This is a genomic window from Pseudogemmobacter sp. W21_MBD1_M6 (assembly GCF_052119585.1).
Classification (GTDB): domain Bacteria; phylum Pseudomonadota; class Alphaproteobacteria; order Rhodobacterales; family Rhodobacteraceae; genus JBGQOJ01.
In genome coordinates this window covers 63,706-83,727 of the sequence record NZ_JBGQOJ010000011.1, presented here as the reverse complement: position 1 = coordinate 83,727, position 20,022 = coordinate 63,706, and the positions used below count along the sequence as shown (strand labels likewise).

Annotated in this window: 22 protein-coding genes and 1 other RNA gene; 11 read left to right on the top strand and 12 right to left on the bottom strand. The window is 62.3% G+C overall.

All coding sequences use genetic code 11. From position 1 onward, the window contains the following. Window positions 1-8: 8 nt before the first annotated feature. The 5 genes from ACEN2R_RS12580 to ACEN2R_RS12560 all read right to left on the bottom strand — a co-directional run bounded on the left by ACEN2R_RS12580 (window position 9) and on the right by ACEN2R_RS12560 (window position 5,485). Entirely contained in the window at window positions 9-1,124 is a 1,116-nt protein-coding gene (locus tag ACEN2R_RS12580; protein ID WP_442042684.1) for an SPFH domain-containing protein, read from the bottom strand. A gap of 31 nt (window positions 1,125-1,155) precedes the next feature. Next, a complete protein-coding gene (locus ACEN2R_RS12575) occupies window positions 1,156-2,121 on the bottom strand; it encodes a DUF2927 domain-containing protein (protein WP_442042776.1) in 966 nt (321 codons plus the stop codon). 6 nt (window positions 2,122-2,127) lie between these two features. Beyond that, window positions 2,128-3,321, bottom strand: a complete 1,194-nt coding sequence (locus ACEN2R_RS12570) for a toxic anion resistance protein (protein ID WP_442042682.1) — start codon at window positions 3,319-3,321, stop codon at window positions 2,128-2,130. Window positions 3,322-3,338: 17 nt separating this feature from the next. Further along, window positions 3,339-4,238: a 5-bromo-4-chloroindolyl phosphate hydrolysis family protein gene (locus tag ACEN2R_RS12565; RefSeq protein ID WP_442042680.1), complete on the bottom strand. Its 900-nt coding sequence runs from the start codon at window positions 4,236-4,238 to the stop codon at window positions 3,339-3,341. A gap of 194 nt (window positions 4,239-4,432) precedes the next feature. Further along, on the bottom strand, window positions 4,433-5,485 hold the full coding sequence (locus tag ACEN2R_RS12560; RefSeq protein WP_442042678.1) for a pseudouridine synthase: 1,053 nt from the start codon (window positions 5,483-5,485) through the stop codon (window positions 4,433-4,435). Window positions 5,486-5,560: 75 nt separating this feature from the next. Here ACEN2R_RS12560 and ACEN2R_RS12555 point away from each other — a divergent pair, with 75 nt between their 5' ends. Then, entirely contained in the window at window positions 5,561-6,019 is a 459-nt protein-coding gene (locus ACEN2R_RS12555; RefSeq protein ID WP_442042676.1) for a nucleoside deaminase, read from the top strand. Window positions 6,020-6,032: 13 nt separating this feature from the next. Here the strand turns inward: ACEN2R_RS12555 and ACEN2R_RS12550 are convergent, their stop codons facing one another. Beyond that, complete coding sequence (locus ACEN2R_RS12550) at window positions 6,033-6,725, bottom strand: metal-dependent hydrolase (RefSeq protein ID WP_442042774.1); 693 nt, start codon at window positions 6,723-6,725, stop codon at window positions 6,033-6,035. Window positions 6,726-6,857: 132 nt separating this feature from the next. Here ACEN2R_RS12550 and gatC point away from each other — a divergent pair, with 132 nt between their 5' ends. The 6 genes from gatC to rpmG all read left to right on the top strand — a co-directional run bounded on the left by gatC (window position 6,858) and on the right by rpmG (window position 10,716). Further along, window positions 6,858-7,145 (top strand): Asp-tRNA(Asn)/Glu-tRNA(Gln) amidotransferase subunit GatC, encoded by a 288-nt coding sequence (gatC, locus tag ACEN2R_RS12545; protein WP_442042772.1) that lies wholly within the window; start codon window positions 6,858-6,860, stop codon window positions 7,143-7,145. After that, window positions 7,145-8,632: an Asp-tRNA(Asn)/Glu-tRNA(Gln) amidotransferase subunit GatA gene (gatA, locus tag ACEN2R_RS12540; RefSeq protein ID WP_442042770.1), complete on the top strand. Its 1,488-nt coding sequence runs from the start codon at window positions 7,145-7,147 to the stop codon at window positions 8,630-8,632. The genes gatC and gatA overlap by 1 nt, the downstream gene beginning before the upstream one ends. 34 nt (window positions 8,633-8,666) lie before the next feature. Continuing rightward, window positions 8,667-9,353: a hypothetical protein gene (locus ACEN2R_RS12535; protein ID WP_442042674.1), complete on the top strand. Its 687-nt coding sequence runs from the start codon at window positions 8,667-8,669 to the stop codon at window positions 9,351-9,353. A 57-nt stretch (window positions 9,354-9,410) separates the two neighbouring features. After that, window positions 9,411-10,043, top strand: coding sequence for an N-acetylmuramoyl-L-alanine amidase (locus tag ACEN2R_RS12530; protein ID WP_442042768.1), 633 nt, complete (start codon window positions 9,411-9,413; stop codon window positions 10,041-10,043). An 11-nt stretch (window positions 10,044-10,054) separates the two neighbouring features. Continuing rightward, window positions 10,055-10,454: RNase P RNA component class A (rnpB, locus tag ACEN2R_RS12525), an RNA gene on the top strand. 94 nt (window positions 10,455-10,548) lie between these two features. After that, window positions 10,549-10,716, top strand: coding sequence for a 50S ribosomal protein L33 (gene rpmG / locus ACEN2R_RS12520; protein ID WP_008034579.1), 168 nt, complete (start codon window positions 10,549-10,551; stop codon window positions 10,714-10,716). Window positions 10,717-10,844: 128 nt separating this feature from the next. Here rpmG and ACEN2R_RS12515 read toward each other — a convergent pair whose 3' ends face one another. The 5 genes from ACEN2R_RS12515 to ACEN2R_RS12495 all read right to left on the bottom strand — a co-directional run bounded on the left by ACEN2R_RS12515 (window position 10,845) and on the right by ACEN2R_RS12495 (window position 14,838). Beyond that, entirely contained in the window at window positions 10,845-11,513 is a 669-nt protein-coding gene (locus ACEN2R_RS12515) for a class I SAM-dependent methyltransferase (protein ID WP_442042671.1), read from the bottom strand. 5 nt (window positions 11,514-11,518) lie between these two features. Continuing rightward, entirely contained in the window at window positions 11,519-12,742 is a 1,224-nt protein-coding gene (locus tag ACEN2R_RS12510; RefSeq protein ID WP_442042766.1) for a DUF3419 family protein, read from the bottom strand. Between the two features lie 5 nt (window positions 12,743-12,747). Next, on the bottom strand, window positions 12,748-13,560 hold the full coding sequence (locus tag ACEN2R_RS12505; RefSeq protein ID WP_442042669.1) for a UDP-2,3-diacylglucosamine diphosphatase: 813 nt from the start codon (window positions 13,558-13,560) through the stop codon (window positions 12,748-12,750). Between the two features lie 205 nt (window positions 13,561-13,765). Next, window positions 13,766-14,485: a Bax inhibitor-1/YccA family protein gene (locus tag ACEN2R_RS12500; RefSeq protein ID WP_442042667.1), complete on the bottom strand. Its 720-nt coding sequence runs from the start codon at window positions 14,483-14,485 to the stop codon at window positions 13,766-13,768. A 134-nt stretch (window positions 14,486-14,619) separates the two neighbouring features. Continuing rightward, window positions 14,620-14,838, bottom strand: coding sequence for a DUF1127 domain-containing protein (locus tag ACEN2R_RS12495; protein ID WP_442042665.1), 219 nt, complete (start codon window positions 14,836-14,838; stop codon window positions 14,620-14,622). A gap of 122 nt (window positions 14,839-14,960) precedes the next feature. Here ACEN2R_RS12495 and ACEN2R_RS12490 point away from each other — a divergent pair, with 122 nt between their 5' ends. Next, on the top strand, window positions 14,961-15,815 hold the full coding sequence (locus tag ACEN2R_RS12490) for a LysR family transcriptional regulator (RefSeq protein ID WP_442042663.1): 855 nt from the start codon (window positions 14,961-14,963) through the stop codon (window positions 15,813-15,815). Between the two features lie 117 nt (window positions 15,816-15,932). Here ACEN2R_RS12490 and ACEN2R_RS12485 read toward each other — a convergent pair whose 3' ends face one another. Beyond that, window positions 15,933-16,892, bottom strand: a complete 960-nt coding sequence (locus tag ACEN2R_RS12485; RefSeq protein ID WP_442042661.1) for an NADPH:quinone oxidoreductase family protein — start codon at window positions 16,890-16,892, stop codon at window positions 15,933-15,935. Between the two features lie 350 nt (window positions 16,893-17,242). On the opposite strand from ACEN2R_RS12485, the gene ACEN2R_RS12480 reads away from it, so the two are divergent. The 3 genes from ACEN2R_RS12480 to ACEN2R_RS12470 all read left to right on the top strand — a co-directional run bounded on the left by ACEN2R_RS12480 (window position 17,243) and on the right by ACEN2R_RS12470 (window position 19,972). Next, complete coding sequence (locus ACEN2R_RS12480) at window positions 17,243-17,614, top strand: helix-turn-helix domain-containing protein (RefSeq protein WP_442042659.1); 372 nt, start codon at window positions 17,243-17,245, stop codon at window positions 17,612-17,614. Window positions 17,615-17,686: 72 nt separating this feature from the next. Further along, a complete protein-coding gene (locus ACEN2R_RS12475; RefSeq protein ID WP_442042657.1) occupies window positions 17,687-18,490 on the top strand; it encodes an inositol monophosphatase family protein in 804 nt (267 codons plus the stop codon). Window positions 18,491-18,634: 144 nt separating this feature from the next. Further along, window positions 18,635-19,972 carry an 8-oxoguanine deaminase gene (locus ACEN2R_RS12470; protein ID WP_442042655.1) on the top strand — a complete coding sequence of 446 codons (1,338 nt, stop codon included), beginning with the start codon at window positions 18,635-18,637 and terminating at the stop codon, window positions 19,970-19,972. The last annotated feature ends 50 nt before the right edge of the window (window positions 19,973-20,022 follow it).

Below are 20,022 nucleotides of genomic sequence, written 5' to 3'. Positions count from 1 at the left end.
CGGCCGGATCAGGCCTTTGGCGGGGGCGGCGGCATGACGGTAAAGAGTTGCGCCAGTTCCATCACCTCGTCGGCGGGTTTCCAGCCGTCCTGCCCGGCGGTCCAGACCAGCGAGTCACGCTTCAGCCCGCCTTCGGTGACCATGCGCCCCATCGAGGCCTTGGAAAACGGCCCCTTGGTTTCGCCGGATTCGGCGATGTGCCAGACGTGCTCGACCGGGGCAGGGGGGGGCGGCGGTGCGGCCTGCGCCTGCGGTGCTGCCCCCCATGGCCCCTGATTGGCCATCTGGCCCGCCATCGCCATGCCCAGCCCCATGCCAAGACCGGCCCCCATGCCGCCGCCGCCACTTGGGTTGCTGGCCGCCGAGGTCATGGCCTCGGCTGCGGAATACTGTGTGAACTTGCCCAGATCACCGGCCAGTCCCACCGACGTCCGTTTGTCCAGCGCCTCTTCGACGGCGGGGGGCAGGCTGATGTTCTCGATGTAAAGTTCGGGCATCGACAGGCCGTACCCTTCCAGCGTGCCGCTGATTTCCTTTGCAATCAGCTTGCCCAGATCGGCGGTATTGGCGGCCATATCCAGCACGGGAATTCTGGCATTGGCGATGACGCGGCTGAATTCCTGCACGATGATGTTGCGGATCTGAAAGCTGATCTCGTCCATGGTGAATTCGCCGTCTGTGCCGACGATTTCAATCAGGAACTTCGCAGGGTCCGTCACGCGGATCGAATAGGTGCCGAAGGCGCGGATGCGCACAGGGCCGAATTCGGGGTCGCGCAGGATGATCGGGTTCTTGGTGCCCCATTTCAGATCGTTGAACCGCGTCGTGTTGACGTAGTAAATCTCTGATTTAAAAGGGCTTTTGAACCCGTGGTCCCAATGCTGCAGCGTTGTCAGGACCGGCATGTTGTTGGTTTCCAGCATATAAAGGCCCGGCGTGAACACATCCGCCAGCTGCCCCTCGTGCACGAAAACCGCCGCCTGACCCTCGCGGACGGTCAGCTTGGCGCCGTATTTGATCTCGTGGCCCTCGCGCTCGAACCGCCAGACCATCGTGTCGCGGGTGTCGTCGGTCCATGCAATGACGTCGATAAATTCGCCGCTTAGAAAATCAAAAATACCCATGAAATATCTCCTTGGTCTGGCGTTGGTCTTGTCAGCTTTCGCCGCCCATCAATTCGCGGGCAATGATGTCTACAATCGGTCTGGCTTCGGCAAGTGTCATGCCGGTGCGCAGACGCCGATCATACAGGATCTTCAGCATCAGTTCATCCTGCGTTGTCAACAGGCCGAACTCTTCGTCGTCGTTGAAGATAGAGGGCCGCGCGGCGGGGCTGTCATTGGCAAGGCCCAGCCCCTGCGCAATTTCCTCGTGGATGCACGACAGGCGCAAAAGGTCGGGGTGTTCCCCCCGGATCACGGCCACGGCGCGGGTGTAGGACGAACTGCCTGACCCTTCGGAAAACGCGAAGACAAGGCATAGCGTGGATTGCGGCAGTTCGGTGATCGTGCGCAGCGCACTGTTGTCGATGCCGGGCACAAGGGCGCGCAGGCGGGGCGCGATTGCCTTGCGCTCGTCCTCGTTCAGGACAAGCACATGGAAGTTCGCGCCGCTGCTGGCCTGCGTGGCGGGCAAGCCGCTGATCCGCGACAGGCGGTTGACATAGGCCGTGATGCTGTTGCGGTCGCGAACCCGTTGATCGGCAGGGACAGTCGCGCCGAATTCCACCTGCATGCGCACAGGCGTGTCCCAGCGGCGCAGACGGCTTTCGGTTTCGCGGGCCAAAAGGACGCCGCCGCGGCTGATGTATTCATCATACAGCGCGATGCGGACAAAGTTGTCCGCCAGCATCCGCGCGGAAAACGGCACATCCGGCCCGCCGCCGTCGGTGCGCAACAGTCCCTGCGATACCAGATCGTTTTCCAGACGGCGGAAACTGGCGGCCATCGCGCGGCTTTCAGCCGATTGCACCTTGGGCGCATCCGGTGTTGCGGGTGCTATCGCCGGACGCATGGGCGGAATCGGTGACGGCCTTACGCCCATGCCCTCCTCGCATCCTGCCAGCCCGATCAGGCTGGCAACGACAAGCGCTGTGGATTTGAGGCGGGCATGTCGCACGATTGCGTCTTAGCTGTTCGGGACGGAGGTTCCGGTGTTGAAACCGGTCTTGTCGTCGCGTGCCTTGGCGCTGGCCAATGTGTCGCGCAGCTCTGCCTCCATCTTCTTCAGCTCTTCCTCGGCTGCGGCCCGCTTGGCCTTGCCCGCGTCGGCGATTTGCAGGCTTTCGTTGATGGTCGCGATCAATTCGGCATTTGCGGTTTTCACTGCCTCGATGTCGAACACGCCGCGCTCCATCTCCTCGCGGATGATCTTGTTGGCGCTGCGCAGGTTCTTGGCGTTCGCGGTCAACAGCTCGTTCGTCAGGTCGTTGGCCTCGCGCACAGCGGTCGCGGCCTCGGCAGAGCGTTGGATCGTGACGGCCTGTGCCAGTTGCGTTTCCCACAGCGGCACGGTGTTGACGAGGGTCGAGTTGATCTTGGTCACCAGCGATTTGTCGTTTTCCTGAACCAGACGGATCGACGGCAAGGATTGCATGGTCACCTGACGCGTCAGTTTCAGGTCATGCACACGGCGTTCCAGATCGTCGCGGGCAGAGCGCAGATCGCGCAGCTCCTGCGCCTGCATCACGGCCTTGTCCTCGGCCGCTTTGTCGACCAGCTTTTCCTTGGCGGGGATGGTCTTGTGATCCAGTTCGTGAAGTTTCTCTTCGCCAGCCGCGATGTAAAGCGCCAGCTCGTCGTAGAAATCCAGCGTCTTTTCGTACAGCACATCCAGCGACTTGATGTCTTTCAGCAGCGTGTGTTCGTGCTTCAGCAGGTTGTCGCTGATCTTGTCGATCTGGCCCTGCACGGTTTCGAACTTTGCCACGAATTTGGCGAAGGGAGCAGAGCGGCCCAGCAGCTTTTCCCACCAGGACTGCTGGCGGCGCACGTCCAGTTCGCTGACGGAAAAGCCGCGAATGGTGGTGACGATGTCGCGCAGGCTGTCGCCCGCAGGCCCGACATCCTTGTTGCGGACGTCGGCCAGCATTGTCTGGCTGATGACCTGCAATTCGGCCTGTGCGGATGACCCGAAGGACACGATGGAATTCGTGTCGGCCATGTCGATCTCGTCCATCCGCTTTTTGATTTCGGCGGCGACGGGTTTCGGCGCGGTTGCCATCACGACCAGCTCTGTCGAGGGGTCGGGCAGCACAACGGCTGTCACTTCCTCGACCAGCATCAGGTCTCTGGCTGCTTTCTCACGAATAGAATCAGTCATTATTTACCCTTTTCAAATTATCTGGCGCGCACGCCGTCGCGCTGCAATCGCTCGCGCAGAACTTCGATTTCAATATCCAGATCGGAACGGTCATCCAAAAGCATCGCCTTTGTCTGCGCGTTGATATGGGATTCCAGATCGTCCAGCAGCGCCTCGTAGTCGCTGCGGGCCTTCGCATCACGGTTGCGCGCGTAAAGGTCGGCGAATTTCACCGTCGCGTCACGGGCCCCCATCAGATAAACGGTCATGAACTTGCGCGCGCTGGTCAGGTCGCGCGGGTCTTCCTCGATTGTGCGGAACATCTGTCGGGCGACGGTCTGGAAGCGCTCGACGCGGCCTGTCATCTTGCGATCGCCCGCGCGTTTGATCGCATCGGACATGCCCGCCAGATAGTTTTCGGCCTCGCCCACGGCCCGCGCGACGCGGTCGGACTGAAAGCTGTCGATCCCTTCCATGCCCTTGTCGCGCAGGGGATCGGGGCCAAAGGCAAACCCGTGCAGCACGACACCCAGTACCGCGTAAATGATCGGGGCGGACAGGCCATCGGGCGTTGCCAGACCGGCAAGCCCGAGGCCCGCGCCGGTCAGCACGCTGGCGATCATCTTGCGGGGCAGGGCTGGGCGGCGCGCCACTTTGCGGGCATCATAGGCGTCCTGCGCGAACAGCCCTTCGCGGGTCAGCCATGCGGCCAGCAAAAGCACACCACAGGCGGCCAGATTCAGCGCAAGTTCTGTGGGGCTGCCAAAGAACGCGCGAAAGGCCAGCGGCAGCGGAATGAAGAACAGCAGATTGGCGCGGCCCCCGACACGGGTCCGGCGCTTGCCGTGGAACGGGTTCGCAGGGGCAGGGTCGGTGGTGCCGGAAGGGGTGCTTCGGCTGCCGTCAGGGCTGTATTTTCCGCCAAACCGTTCGGCCATCATGCGCCTCCTGTCACAGCGACATAAAGGGTCAATGCAACAAGGAGAACATATGCCAGTTTCTGCAAGCCAGTTTCCGACATCAAAACCCCCGAAACAATAATACGCCACAGATATAGGCGATGCCCCGCCGCCTTGCTAGCGTTAACGCCAAGGAAAGGCAGGGTTTGCGGGGGTTTCCGCCGCTATGCCGCTTATTTACGCGTCGGGGGCTTGCGCGCGGGGCGCGGTCCGCCGGGTTTTCTGCCCGTTGGTTTGTCGTCCTCGGGTTTGGTATCCCACGGCTTTGCGTTGGCCGGTTTGGTGCCGCCCGTCCTGCCTGCGAAAGCCTTACCCGCGCCCGCCTTAGCGGCGCCCGTCTTGCCTGCGTACGCCCTTGGGCCAGTCGGACCCGTGGTTCGTGCCCCTGTTGGACCTGTCCCTGTCGGGCGCGGCCCGCCGGGCTTGCCGCCGGCAGGTTTGCGCGGCCCGCGCACCAGTTTCTTGGTTGCGGTGCCGGTATCGTCCAGCGACAGGGGCGCCATGCCCAACTGGTCGCGCATGATACGGGTCTTGATTTCCTGAACCTCGCCCGACTGCAATTCACCCAGCTGGAACGGGCCATAGCTGACGCGGATCAGGCGGTTCACTTCCAGACCTACGGCCTCAAGCGCACGGCGGATCTCGCGGTTCTTGCCTTCGCGCAGGCTGATGGTCAGCCAGGCGTTTGTGGTTTTCTGGCGGTCGATCGACACCGCCATCGGCTGGAATCGTTCGCCGTCGATGGTGATGCCCTTGCGGATCGGCTCGATCACATCGTCATTGGGTTCGCCTTTGACGCGGACGCGGTATTTCCGCACCCAGCCGGTCGAGGGCAGTTCCAGCTTGCGCTTGATCTCGCCGTCGTTGGTCAGCAGCATCAGACCTTCGGAGTTCAGGTCAAGCCGCCCCACCGACACAACCCGTGGCATATCTTCGGGCAGGTGGTCAAAGACCGTGTCGCGGCCCTTTTCGTCGCGCGCGCTGGTCACAAGGCCGGTGGGCTTGTTGTACATCCACAGGCGCGGGGGTTCTGGTTCGCCCACGGCTTTGCCGTCGCAAACGATCTTGTCTTTCGGGCTGACGTTCAGCGCGGGGCTGTTGATGACCTTGCCGTTCACGCTGACGCGTCCATCGGCAATCATCCGCTCCGCATCGCGGCGGGACGCAAGACCCGCGCGGGCCAATACTTTGGCGATCCGGTCGCCTTTGGGTGTCTCTGTGCTCATTTGCATCGCATAGCGCGGGTTGCGGGAAATAGAAAGCGGCTTGGCAAGGGCGCATGGATTGGGCACACCCGTTTCATGACCCAATTCACCAGCTACATGCATATCGCCCTGCAAGAGGCCCGCGCCGCTGCCCTGCGGGGCGAGGTGCCTGTGGGCGCGGTCCTTGTCGCGCCGGGGGGGCAGATCGCAGCACAAGCGGGAAACCGGACGCGGGAACTGAACGATCCGACGGCACATGCCGAAATCCTGGTCATTCGCGCCGCCTGCGCCGCGGCCGGGTCGGAACGTTTGCCGGGTTATGTGCTTTATGTGACGCTGGAACCCTGCGCGATGTGCGCCACGGCAATGTCCGCCGCCCGCATCGCGCGGCTTTACTATGGCGCTTCGGACCCGAAATCAGGCGGGGTCGAAGGGGGGCCAAGAATATTCGAGCACCCGCAATGCCATCATGTGCCAGAGGTCTATGACGGCATCGCGGGCGCAGAGTCCGCAGCGATTCTCAAACAGTTTTTTGCGAACCGCCGCCTGGGCTAAGGGCGGACCGCCGTCAGATCGAAATCGGCTGCATCACCTGCGGCTCGATCACGTCTACCCCCGCCAACTCTGCCTTCAGCAGGTCCGCCGATTGCTCCAGCAGCGGAAAGGTCCGGTAGTGGCAGGGAATCACCGTCTTGAAGTTGAAGAATGTCTTGGCCGCATAGGCCGCGCGCCGCATATCCATGGTGAAATGCCCGCCGGCGCACAGAATGCCGATGTCGGGGGCGTGCAGGTCGTTGAACACCTTCATGTCGGCCATGACATCGGTGTCGCCGGTGGCATAGATCGTGTGGCCTTCGCCCGAAATCATGAAACCCGCCTCCGATCCGGCATAGACCGGGCCGTTGTCGGACCCGACAGATGACGAATGCACCGCGTTGACCAACGTCACCGACACTTGCCCCAACTTGACCGTGCCGCCCTTGTTGAAGCCGACGGTCTTGATGCCCTCTTTGGCTTCCCACCAGCTCATCAGGTCATAAATCCCGACCACGGGGATATCCAGTTCCCTTGCAATCGCCAGACTGTCGCCGGTGTGGTCGCCGTGCCCGTGGGTCAGCAGGATATGGGTGGCCCCGCGGATCGCCTCGGCGCGGTTGCCGGCGGGGAACATCGGGTTGCCGGTCATCCATGGGTCGAGCAGCAGAACCTGATCCGCGATCTCGATCCGGAAACCGGAATGTCCAAGCCATGTGATTTTCATATGTGCCTCCATCAGCCATTCGGTCAACAGGGTAGCGCGTAAATGGCCGGTGTCACGTGCGATCCTGCGCCAGACGCTTGCAGCCAACCCGTGCGGGCGGTAAACGCAGGTCAAATAGAACGGAGACATATGATGTCGATCGACACGGACACCGCCCGCCGCGTGGCAAAACTGGCCCGCATCAAGGTAGAAGAGGCCGCTTTGCCCGCATTGGCGGCAGAGCTTTCGAATATCCTCGGCTTTATGGAGCAGCTGAACGAAGTGGACGTCGAGGGCATCGAGCCGATGACCTCTGTCACGCCGATGCGCCTGAAACGGCGCGCGGACGACGTCACCGACGGCAACCAGCAGGCCGCCGTCCTGTCGAACGCGCCCGATGCGCGCGAAGGTTTCTTTGCTGTGCCGAAGGTGGTGGAATGATGACCGCACTGAATAAACTGACCATTGCCGATGCCCGCAACAAGCTGCGCGCCGGGGACATCACTTCCGTAGAGCTGACAGAGGCCTGCCTTGCCGAAACCGTCACATCGGGCAAGCTGAACGCCTTTGTGCACCACACCCCCGACATCGCGCTGGCGCAGGCAAAAGCCGCCGACAAGCGGATCGCGGCCGGGGACGCGCCCGATATGTGCGGCATTCCGATCGGCATGAAAGACCTGTTCTGCACCAAGGGTGTCGCATCGCAGGCGGGGTCTGCCATTCTGAACGGGTTCAGGCCGGAATACGAATCAACCGTCAGCCAGAACCTGTGGGATGCGGGCGCGGTCATGCTGGGCAAGCTGAACATGGACGAATTCGCCATGGGCTCCAGCAACGAAACCTCGACCTATGGCGATGCGGTCAGCCCGTGGCGCCGCACCGGCTCTGACGTGGCGCTGACCCCGGGCGGGTCGTCGGGCGGGTCTGCCGCCGCTGTTGCCGCCGATCTGTGCCTTGCGGCGACCGGCACCGACACCGGCGGGTCTATTCGCCAGCCCGCCGCCTTTACCGGCATCGTGGGGATAAAGCCGACCTACGGGCGTTGCTCTCGTTGGGGCGTTGTCGCCTATGCGTCCAGTCTGGATCAGGCGGGGCCGATGACCAAAACCGTGCGCGACGCGGCGATCATGCTGGGCGCGATGGCCAGCCACGACCCCAAGGACAGCACCAGTTCCGACCTGCCCGTTCCCGACTTCGAGGCGGCGCTGACTGGCGACATCCGAGGCAAAACCATCGGTATCCCCAAGGAATACCGCATGGACGGCATGCCGTCCGAGATTGCAAAGCTGTGGGATGACGGCACCGCCATGCTGAGGGACGCAGGCGCCAAGGTGGTCGACATCAGCCTGCCGCACACCAGATACGCGCTGCCGGCCTACTATGTGATCGCCCCCGCCGAGGCCTCCAGCAACCTTGCCCGCTATGACGGGGTGCGCTACGGCCACCGCGCCAAGCTGGCCGCAGGCGACGGCATCACAGAGATGTACGAGAAAACCCGCGCCGAAGGCTTTGGCGCGGAGGTGCAGCGCCGCATCATGATCGGCACCTATGTGCTGTCCGCCGGTTTCTATGACGCCTACTATCGCCGCGCGCAGCGAGTGCGCACCCTGATCAAAAAGGATTTCGAGGATGCCTTCGCGCTGGGCGTCGACGCGATCCTGACGCCCGCGACCCCCTCGGCGGCCTTTGGGCTGGGCGAGATGAAGAACGCCGATCCGGTGCAGATGTATCTGAACGACGTGTTCACGGTCACGGTCAACCTTGCGGGTCTGCCGGGCATTTCTGTGCCCGCCGGAACCGACGCGCAGGGGCTGCCGCTGGGCCTGCAATTGATCGGTCGCCCTTGGGAAGAGGGCGATCTGCTGAATCTCGCGCATGTGCTGGAGCAGGCCGCAGGGTTTGTTTCCAAACCGGCGAAATGGTGGTAACCAGCGCCGAAATGCGTTTTTAAAGGGGCATCCCATGCGGATTGTGCTGTCGGTTGTTTGTCTTGGCCTACTTGCTGCCTGCCAACCCAATGTGCCGGATTCCGGCGCGGGTGTCGGGTTCGAAAGCTATACCGACTACGAGGCGCGGCGGGCGCAGCGCGACGAGGCGCTGAACGCCGGCCCCGGCGCGCCCATGCCCATCGCGACAGCGCAAACCGACGCGGCCCCCCGGACGCTCGGGCAGGAGGCCATGGCGGTGCTGGGCACGCAAACCCCCGCCGACACCCAGCCAGCGGCGACTGCTGCGGCTCCGGTCGCGGCGTCCGACAACTCCGGCATCTCGGACGAGCAGGATTTCAAAGCCGTCACAGGCCGCGAATCAATCGAGAGCGACCGCGAGCGCATCGCCGAGAACCGCGCTCAATATCAGGAAATCGCACCAACAGCCGTGCCGACCCGCAGCGGCACCACCGGGTCCAATATCGTCGAATTCGCCCTGAGCAGCACAAACCGTGTCGGCGAGACGATCTACAAACGCTTCGGCCTGCTGACCGAGGGGCGTTACAACCGCGCCTGTGCGAAATTTGCGGCCCCCGATCTGGCGCAGATCGCGTTTCTGGATGCGGGCGGGCCGAAACGGGACCGCATTGGCGTGGACCCCGACGGCGACGGATTTGCCTGCTCATGGGATCCGCAACCCTTTCGCAACGCGAAAAAGTAACGCGTGCAGCAGGTCTCGCCGAACTGCGGTCCCCGCAGGGACAGGGCCGTGCCGGACCTGATCGTCCTTCACTATACCGCGATGGCCAGCACCGCAGAGGCAAAAGACCGCCTCTGCGATCCCGCATTCGAGGTGTCCGCGCATTATCTGATTTCCGAACAGGGCACTGTTCTGCCTTTGGTGCCCGAAGACCTGCGGGCGTGGCATGCGGGGGCGGGGGCGTGGGGCGGCGTCACAGACATCAATTCCCGCTCGATCGGGATAGAGATGGCCAATATGGGCAACACCCCCTTCAGCGCGGCGCAGATGGACGCGCTGGAGGCACTGATGCGGGGTATCATGGCCCGCTGGCGCATCCCGCCCGAACGCGTCATCGGCCATTCCGATATGGCGCCCGGGCGCAAGATCGACCCCGGCCCGCGCTTTGACTGGCGCAGGCTGGCGCGGCAGGGCCTGTCGGTCTGGCCCGCGACAGACGCCGCAGCGCAGGCCGCCCCCGATCAGGTGGCGTTCGTGGCCGCCGCCCGTGCGTTCGGCTATACATACAGCACTGATCCCGCCCTTGTGCTGCAAGCGCTGCGCCTGCGCTTTCGTCCCTTTGCGACCGGCCCGCTGGACGCGGCGGATATGGGGTTGATGCTGGCCCTTGCGCACGCCTTCCCCGTTGACCCGCGCGCGCCAAGCGCCTAAGTCAACTTTGCGCGGATGGCTGGGTGATCGCGGGTGGCAACATCCGAGGAAAGTCCGGACTCCATGAAGCAAAGGTGCCGGGTAACGCCCGGCTGGGGTAACCCAAGGGAAAGCGCCACAGAAAACAAACCGCCCGTTCGAACCAGAGGTTCGCCAATGGAGACTTTGAACGGGTCAGGGTGAAACGGTGGGGTAAGAGCCCACCGCGGGACTGGCAACAGAACCGGCACGGCAAGCCCCACCTGGAGCAATGCCAAATAGGGACCTCGCGGGGCGCAAGCCCCAGGGCTGCTTCAGCCCAGAGGTCCGGGTTGGCAGCTGGATCCTGTTGGTAACAGCAGGGGTAGAGGAATGATCGCCCAGAGGTGGCAACACCTTGGACAAAATCCGGCTTATAGGCCGTCCGCGCACTTGAATACCTGTTGACTCGGCTGTTGGGCCAAGTAAAAGGCGGGTTCACGAGATTACACGAGCGGCCTTGGTCGCCACGTAGAGGAGCCCAGTTATGGCTAAACCGACCACGATCAAAATCCGCCTGAACTCCACCGCGGATACCGGCCACTTCTATGTGACCAAAAAGAATGCCCGTACCATGACCGAAAAAATGGTCGTGAAAAAGTATGACCCCGTTGTGCGCAAGCACGTGGAATACAAAGAAGGCAAAATCAAGTAAGCCAGACGGCTTGCATGATACAGCTTCAGGCCGCGCTTTGTAGCGCGGCTTTTTGCGTTTCGAATTGAACGCCTTGCCGTCTTGCGTCACCCTTATCCCTTGTGCGGATTGCCGGACTTTTGGGACAGTCAAGGTTGTCCGGCAAGGTCAATAGATGCGCAGGACCGGCTCAGGACGCCGTATCGGGCGTAATCCAGATAGAGGTGCTGAAACCGCAATGTCAGCCCCTGTTCGTCCGCCAGCGCCTGCATCCGCGGGTGCAGGTCGGCCCGTGGTGCCACATGGAACCGCGCCAGCCAGCGGTGCAACGCCCGCCGGAACCAGCGCGGCAGGCGGCTTTGGTCGCCGAAATCCACCACATGCAGTTCTCCTCCGGGGCGCAATTGCGTTGCGGCCAGGCGCAGGGCGCGGTCCCAGTCGGGGATCATCGACAGGCTGTAAGACAGCACGACGCGATCGAATCCGCCCGCCCCGAACAGCGCCTCTCCGTCGAAATCGCAGGCATCGGCACGGGCCAGCTGTGCGCGACCGCCCAGCTTTGCCCCGGCGGACAGCAGCATCTGGTGCGAGATATCCAGACCGAACAGGGCGCATCCCGGATATTTTCGCGAAATCCGCGCAAGGTTGCGGCCTGTGCCACAGGCGATGTCCAGCACCCGCCCGCGCGGCGGCGGTGCCAGATCGGCAACCAGCCTATCGCGGCCCAACAGATAATAGCGCCGCGTGATATCGTAGACCCACCGCTGATAGCGATAGGTGCGGTCCATCAGTTCGGCATGCGAGACGGTATCGACCATTGTCGCTATCCCTGAAAACGGTAGAGGTGGAAACCACCGTAGATCGCCGACCGGTCCTGCGCAAAGCCGGTTTCCGATGCGTCGCGGTCATAGCCCCAGCGGTCCAGCAGCAAGGGCGCAACCTTGCCCGGCAGGATGTCATCGGCCCCACCGGTGCGAAAGATGACCCGCGCCCCCGGCTGTGCCGTGCGGGTGATCTGATCCCACAGCGCGTTCAGTTGCGCGCCCGTCATCCAGTCCTGCGCATCCAGCAAAACATAAGCGTCCAGCGACGCGGCGTCGCGCTCTGCCAGCAGGTCGGTCATCGAGCGGTTCACCACCGACACGCGGGCGGCCCCCGTGGCGATCGTTTCGAAATTCTGCGGCTCCAGATAGGGCGGCAGCGACTGCGACGTTCCCGGTTCGTAGGCGCGGTTGAAGGCCTGCCAGGCAAAGTAGTTCTGGTGGATCGGGAAATCACAGGCAAGTTTGCGGACCCGCTCTTTCAGAACCGGCAAGACGTCGCCCCCGCCGTCGGCTGCAAGTTTGTCGTATTGCGCGGGCGGAATGCCCAGCCCGAACAGCGACGCGCGCCGCCGCACCAGCCACCGCACCGGACCCGCATCCAGCAGCGGCGCGATGCGTGTATCGAAGAACCGCTTTTGCTCCTCTGGCGTTTGAGCCGCCAGAAGCGGGGCGTAATCCAGCCCGCCCAGCCATGATGCAAAATGGACAAGGCCAAGGAACCGCCCCAGCAATCCGAATTTGTAAAACCCCCGGTTGAACATCGAAATGCGGCGACGCCCCATCACTCGCCCGTTCCAGTAGGCCCGCGTTTCGGGGTCAAGGCGCGGTGCAAGCACACGGTCGTAGACCGCCGAGTTTCCGGCGCGGTCCGCCCGACCGAAGAAGTCGAAGAATTCCGCCTGTGACAGATGCTGTGCGGCAGCGATCTTCAGCCGTCCCAGCGCCACATGGGCGGGCGACAGATCGACTGCGGTGACCGAGCCGGGCCGCGCCGTCAGATAGGACATCGCGTTGCAACTGCCCGACGCGATGCAGAACACATGCTCTCCGGGGGTAAGGTCAAGGGCCGCCATATCGGCAACGGGGTCTTCCCAGATCTGGGCATAGACCAGGGATTCGAACAGGCGGGAAAACAGCCGTTCCAGCAGGCCCGTGGCATTCAGTGCGCTGTTCTGGTGAACGGCTGCGCCCAGTTGTTGCGTGATGTCGGGGGTATCGGTCATCATGGCTAGGCCACCTCTTTTTCCTTGGCTGTGGTTCCGTTCCGGCGTCCGGCCCTGCGATTGGCCGGCAGGGCGTCGCGTGCGCGCATTTCTGCGGCCCAGTCGATCAGATGCAGCGAGCCGTCCATGTGCTCCACGACTGCGGTGCAACTCTCGACCCAATCGCCGGTGTTGATGTAGTCCAGCCCGCCGATTTTGCGGATGCAGGCGCGGTGGATATGCCCGCAGACGATGCCGTCATAGCCCTTGCGCCGCGCCTCGTCGGCCAAGACCTGTTCGTATTCGCTGATGAAATTGACCGCCTGCTTGACCTGCTGTTTGGCCCAGTTGGACAGCGACCAGTATTGCCCGCCCCAAAGCCGTTTGGCCCTGTTGACCCAGGTGTTGAGCCATAGCGCGCATTCATATGCCCGGTCACCGACATGGGCGAGCCACTTGGCGTTGACCACAATGGAATCGAACTGGTCGCCATGGGTGACCAGCAGCCGCCTGCCGTCCGCTGTGACATGCGGCACGGTTTCCATCACCTCGACGCCGCCGAAATGCGTGCCAAGGTAATTGCGCAGCACCTCGTCGTGATTGCCGGGAATGTAGTAGATCGTCGTTCCGCCCTTGGCGCGGGCCAACAGTTCCTGAACGACGTCGTTATGGCTTTGCGGCCAGAACCAGCCGCGCTGCAACCGCCAGGCATCGACGATGTCGCCGATCAGGTAGATCGTGTCGGCCCGGTTTTCCCCGAGGAAATCCAGTAACATCCCGGCCTGACAACCAGAGGTGCCAAGATGAACGTCGGAGATAAAGATTGCCCGATGCCGCACTGATCATTCCACCCGCTGTGTGTCCTGACCGGGTTTTACCGCAGCTGTAATTCGGAAATGTGACAGCCAGACCCTTTTGCCGACCGGGCAAGGCCGAACGAAGGGCGCGCCACGCCCAGACATATTGATTGGGTCAGAGAAACGAAAAACCCCGCCAAACCTGGGTTTGACGGGGGTGAGTCTTTTAAGCTGTCAGGCCGGAAGGTTATTCGCGGTTGCCAAGGAAGCTGAGCAGGAACATGAACATGTTGATGAAGTCCAGATAGAGGTTCAGCGCCCCCATGATCGCGGACTTACCCAGCCATTCGCTGTCCATCGCATGCGCGTGTTGCAGGTAGTCGGTCTTGATCTTTTGTGTGTCATAGGCCGTCAGACCCGCAAAGATCAGAACACCCAAGGCCGAAATTGCCAGATGCACAACGGGCGATCCAAGGAAGATGTTGACGATCGACGCCAGCAGCAAGCCCACGACGCCCATGATCAGGAACGATCCCCAACCCGATATGTCCTTTTTCGTCGTATAGCCGTAAAGGCTTAGACTTGCGAAGGCCACCGAAGTGATCAGGAAGGTCTGAACGATGGAAAAGCCGGTGTAGACCGCAAAGATATAGCTGATCGACACACCCATCAAAGCCGCGAAGGCGTAGAAAAACAACTGCGCGCCGGCGGCCGACAGTTTGTTGATCATCGCACCGAAGGCAAAGACCATGATCAGCGGGGCAAACATGACCAGCCATTTCAGCGGCGTGCCGAAGATGGCCTGAACCAGCATCTCGTTGGTGCCGACGGCCCAGGCCGCACCCGCCGTCAGCAACATGCCAACCGACATGGTGCCGTATACTTTGTTCATATGGGCGCGAAGCCCTGCATCGATGTCGGCGGTCCGTATTCCGGCACCGGTGCGCATCGTCTTGAATTCAGCCATTGGACGCCTCCAGGTTATTCCATAGCGGCGACCATTACAGAGCGGCCGCCTTCTGAGTGGAATATCGGTAGAAGTGGCCGCGATTTCAAGTAATTCATGCCCGAAAGAGTCATGAATTCATTGAAAGGCCCGAATTAGCCAAGCCAGACGGCAGGAAGGCTCCAGACGGGGCGATTTGCCTCGATCTGCGCGGCGCGCCGGGTGAGGCCGATATCATTAAGCGCGCGGTCGTCCAGACGGGACAGCGCACGGCGGCTGCGCCATGCGTCAAGGGCCAGCGCCACAATGCGGGCGACAGTGCCCGCGCGGGGCATCGAAAAGATCGGAGCTTGGATTCGGGTCAGGGTTGTCATTTTGCGTCTCGTTCCACGATTTGGCCACATCGGGTGGCCGCCTATTTCTGTTGCTCTGTTTCGGCTTTTGTGGTCCATTTGTAAAATGAATGTTTATTAGCTTAAGCATCAAGGAATTTGATATGCCAAGAAACATCGACATGACGGCCCTGCGCTCGTTTGTGGCTGTGGCCGAGGTGGGCGGGGTGACCAAGGCCTCGGGGTATCTGAACCTGACCCAGTCTGCGGTGTCCATGCAGTTGAAGCGGCTTGAGGAACAGTTGGGTATCCAGCTGATGGACCGCTCTGCGCGGACCATTGCGCTGACCACTGCGGGCGAGCAGTTGCTGGGCTATGCGCGGCGGATGCTGGCATTGAATGACGAGGTATTCGGGCGGCTGACCCATCAGGCCTTTGAGGGCGAGATCATTCTGGGGGTTCCGGCGGATATCGTTTACCCGGCGATTCCGCAGGTGCTGCAACGGTTCAATGCCGACTATCCCCGGATGAAGGTGCAGCTTGTCTCGTCGAACACCCGCAAGCTGATGGCGCAATTCGCGCGGGGGGAATGCGATGTGATCCTGACAACAGAAGACAGCTGCGGCGCGGGGGGCGAAACGCTGACCGTGCTGCCGCTGGTCTGGATCGGGGCGCCCGGCGGTTCGGCCTGGAAGACAAGGCCCCTGAGGTTGGGGTTCGAAACCGGGAACATCTTTCGCCAGGGTGTCGAAGCGGCGCTGGACGGCGCGAATATCCCGTGGGAAATGGCCGTCGATTCAGAATACAATCGCGCGGTGGAGGCCAGTGTCAGTGCCGATCTGGCGGTGCATGTGGTCATCGGGGGCACAGAATCACCCTATCTGGAGCGGATAAATCACGGCGGCGCCTTGCCGGAACTGAACTCGCAGCAGATCAATCTGTATCAAGCAGATCTGGCGAAGGAAAAAGTGGCGAATGATCTGGTGGCACTGTTGCGTCAGGCCTATCGCGCGCTTTGATCCTGTAGACGCGCGTTGCGCGATTGCTTTCGTCTCGCCCCTGCGTGCGCAGGGGCTCGGGCTGCGCTGCGCGCGGCGGATATTTTTTCCAAGAAGAGGGCCAAGCAGAAAAAAGAGTCAGATCTCCACCACGACCTTGCCTGTCGATGTTCGGCTGCGCAATGTTTCCAGCGCCTGTGCCGTCTGGTCCAGCGGGAAGCGGTGGCTGATGTGGGGGTGTAGTTTTCCTGCCTCGAACCAGCGGAAAAGCTGCGCGAGACTGTCGGTCAGGACATTCGGTGCGAAGGTCAGATAACCGCCCCAGTAATGGCCGATGACGGTGATGTTCTTGACCAGCAGGATGTTTGCGGGGATCGCGGGGACATCGCCGCTGGCGAAGCCGATGACGATCACCCGCGCCTCGGGGTTGCAGGCCCGCAAGGCCGCATTGAACTGATCGCCGCCGACCGGATCATAGACGACATCCGCCCCGCCGAGGGCCTTGACCGCCGCGCGGATATCGTCGGTGTCGCTGTCGATCAGGTGATCGGCCCCTGCGGCCCTGGCCACAGCCAACTTGTCGGCGCCACGTGCACAGGCGATGACCCTGGCCCCCATCAGCTTGCCGATTTCCACTGCCGTCAGCCCGACGCCCCCCGCCGCACCGAGCACCAGAAGTGTTTCACCCGCCCGAAGCTTTGCCCGATGATCCAGCGCCACATGCGAGGTGCCATAGGCCACCTGAAACGCGGCGGCCTGTGCCGCTGACATCGCGTCGGGAAGGGGGACGCAGCGCGTGGCGGGAAAACATCCGTAGTCCGCCAGCCCGCCGCTGCCCGCAAAGACGGCGACCCGTGTGCCGACCTTTGGCCCTGTGACGCCCTCGCCAAGCGCGTGTATCGTTCCCGCAAGTTCCATCCCCATGGTCAGGGGCAAGGGCGGTCGTTCCTGATACTGGCCCTTCATCATCAGAAGATCCGCGAAGTTCAGCCCGCAGGCCTCTATTTTGACGCGGGCTTCGCCTGCCGCAGGTTGGGGAATCGCCAGTTGCGTCAGTCCGGGCGGGGCATGAAACGAGGTGATCTGAAAGGCGCGCATAATATACTCCATAGGATAAGCTAAGCCTAACGATGGCCCCTGCGCAGGGCCAGCCCTGTCTTTCGGGGGGGGTGCCGCGGCCTTTCCGCGCGCGGCCCCGGAAACGCGTGATCAACTTGAAATGCATTGATTTTCAAAGGATTCGCGTCTCTATGGTGGTGAGGCGAACGATTGGTGGGCCAATTCACCCTGAAGCTGTCTAAAAAGACAGGTATTTTGTCCCAATTGTTAGTTTGAAACGAGACGTTTCGTCTGTATCATGATCCGATTACTACGATGTTTCCGCATTAGTTCGTGAATTTCAGGGCCATTCGCCTGTGAGGTTCGATCCGAGAAAGAGGAGTGCCAGAATGACCCACCCCGTTGATGTCCATGTTGGAAAAAGAGTCCGCCACCGGCGTTGGATGGTCGGAATGACCCAGCAGCAGCTTGCGGAAAAAGTCGGGATCAAGTTCCAGCAAATCCAGAAGTATGAAACCGGCATGAATCGCATCAGTGCGTCGCGCCTGTGGGATATCGCCGCGACGCTGGGTGTGCCGGTCAGCTTCTTTTTCGAAGGTGTCGAGGCCACGAAGGCAACGACGGGGCCCAATTCCAGCCTGCCCAATGACATCCTTGCCGACAAAGAGGCGCTTGAACTGGTGCGGTCCTATTATGCGATCCCGGAAAACCAGCGCCGGCGTTTGTTCGACCTTGCGCGTGTGCTAAGCGACGTCGCGTAGCCGAACCATGCTTGACCCGTTCCTTGTGTCGCGGTACCGGCGGTCACAGGGAACGAAAAGGGCCGCCGCGAGATGACATTTATCACTGCGATTGAACAGACGTCATTGCTTGGGGCCGCGCACGCGCTTGCCGATGCGGCGCGCATTGCCACCTTGGCGCATTTCAGATCCGACGCGCTGACCGCAGAGACCAAATCGGGCGCGCATTTTGATCCGGTCACCGTTGCGGACCGTGCGGCAGAACAGGCGATGCGCGATATCCTTGCGCAGCTTCGGCCTGACGACGGCATTCTGGGCGAAGAGTTCGGGCCGGTCGTGGGAACGTCGGGGCTGACATGGGTGCTTGACCCGATCGACGGAACGCGCGGTTACCTGTCCGGCACTCCGACCTGGGGCGTTCTGATTGCCGTTCAGGCCAGCGCGGGTCCGGTTCTGGGTGTGATCGACCAACCCTATATTGGCGAGCGGTTTGTCGGCGGGTTTGGGCTTGCTGAAATGACCGGGCCGATGGGGGGCCGTCCTTTGCGCACCCGTGCCGCCCGCGCCCTGGACCAGACAATCATGTTCACCACCTTTCCAGAGGTCGGAACCGCGACCGAGGGGCAGGCCTTTCACGATCTGGCAGGGCAGGTGCGTCTGGTGCGATACGGGATGGATTGCTATGCCTATGCGCTGATCGCCAGCGGCCAGATCGACCTTGTGGTCGAGGCCGGTCTGCAGGCCTATGACGTGCAGGCCCCGATCGCCGTGATCGAGGCCGCAGGCGGCGTCGTCACCGATTGGCAGGGCAGGCCCGCGCACAACGGGGGCCGCATTCTGGCCGCCGCCAATCCTCAGGTCCACGCCGCGGCCTTGGCTGTTCTCTCCGGCTATTGACCATCGGCGCAAGGCCGGGGCTTGCACAGAAGGATGCACCGCGATTAGGATATACGCGCATGTCAGGTCCTTCACTCTCCCTTCTGCTGGCAATGTTGCACAGGTTCACCGAAGGGGGTGACCCCGCAATGTGGAAACTGTGACATGCCCGATATTCTGATCCGGAACGCCGATACCCTTTTGACAATGGACGACCAGCGCCGCGAGATTTCCGGTGCCGATATCCTGATCCGCGGCGGCGTTATTGCCGCAGTGGGGCAGGGGCTTGTGGCCGTCGGCGCGCAGGTTCTGAACGCGGGCGGCTGCGTTGTCACACCCGGTCTGGTGAACACCCATCACCATCTCTACCAGACGCTGACCCGCGCCGTGCCCGGCGGGCAGGATGCGCTGTTGTTCGGCTGGCTGCAAACGCTCTACCCGATCTGGGCGCGCTTCGGGCCGGATGAAATGCGCAGCTCTGCCCTGGTGGGGCTGGCCGAACTGGCGCTGTCGGGATGCACGATGTCCTCGGACCATCTGTATCTTTACCCAAATGGCGCGCGGCTGGACGATACCATCGACGCGGCGCAGCAAATCGGCCTGCGGTTCCATCCGACGCGCGGCGCGATGAGCATCGGCGAAAGCGATGGTGGCCTGCCGCCCGATAGCCTGGTCGAGCGCGAGGCGGATATCCTGACCGACTGTATCCGCGTGATCGACCGGTTCCACGACGCCTCTGACGGCGCGATGGTCCGCGTGGGGGTCGCGCCGTGTTCGCCGTTCTCGGTCAGCCGCGAGCTGATGCGCGACGCCGCGATTCTGGCCCGCGACAAGGGCGTGATGATGCACACCCATCTGGCCGAAAACGACGAAGATATCGCCTACTCACTGGAAAAATTCGGCTGTCGTCCGGGGCAATATGCCGAAGATCTGGGTTGGACCGGTGACGATGTCTGGCACGCCCATTGCGTGAAACTGGACGCAGCCGAAATCGACCTTTTCGCGCGGTCCCGCACCGGTGTCGCGCATTGCCCCTGCTCGAATTGCCGCCTTGGATCGGGGATCGCGCCGGTGCGCAAAATGCGCGATGCCGGCGTCAGGGTCGGGCTGGGGGTGGATGGATCGGCATCGAATGACGCGGGCAATCTGGTGGCCGAGGCGCGGCAGTCCATGCTGTTGCAGCGGGTCGCGAACGGGGCCGACGCGATGAGCGCGCGCGAGGCGCTGGAGATCGCGACGCGCGGCGGTGCGGCGGTTCTGGGGCGCAGCGATTGTGGCCAGATCGCCGTGGGCAAACGCGCCGACATTGCGGTCTGGGATGTGTCTGGCATCGAAAGCGCGGGCAGTTGGGACCCCGCCGCGCTGCTGCTGGCGGGTCCGACCCGTGTGCGCGACCTTTTCGTCGAAGGCCGCCGCATCGTGGCCGAGGGCCAGATCGCCACAATCGACCTGCCGCGCGCGATCGAGACCCAGAACCGTCTTGCCCGCAGGCTTATGTCCTGACGCTCTCTCTTTTTGGTAAAAATATCCTCGCCGAAGGCGTCTTTTTCCGG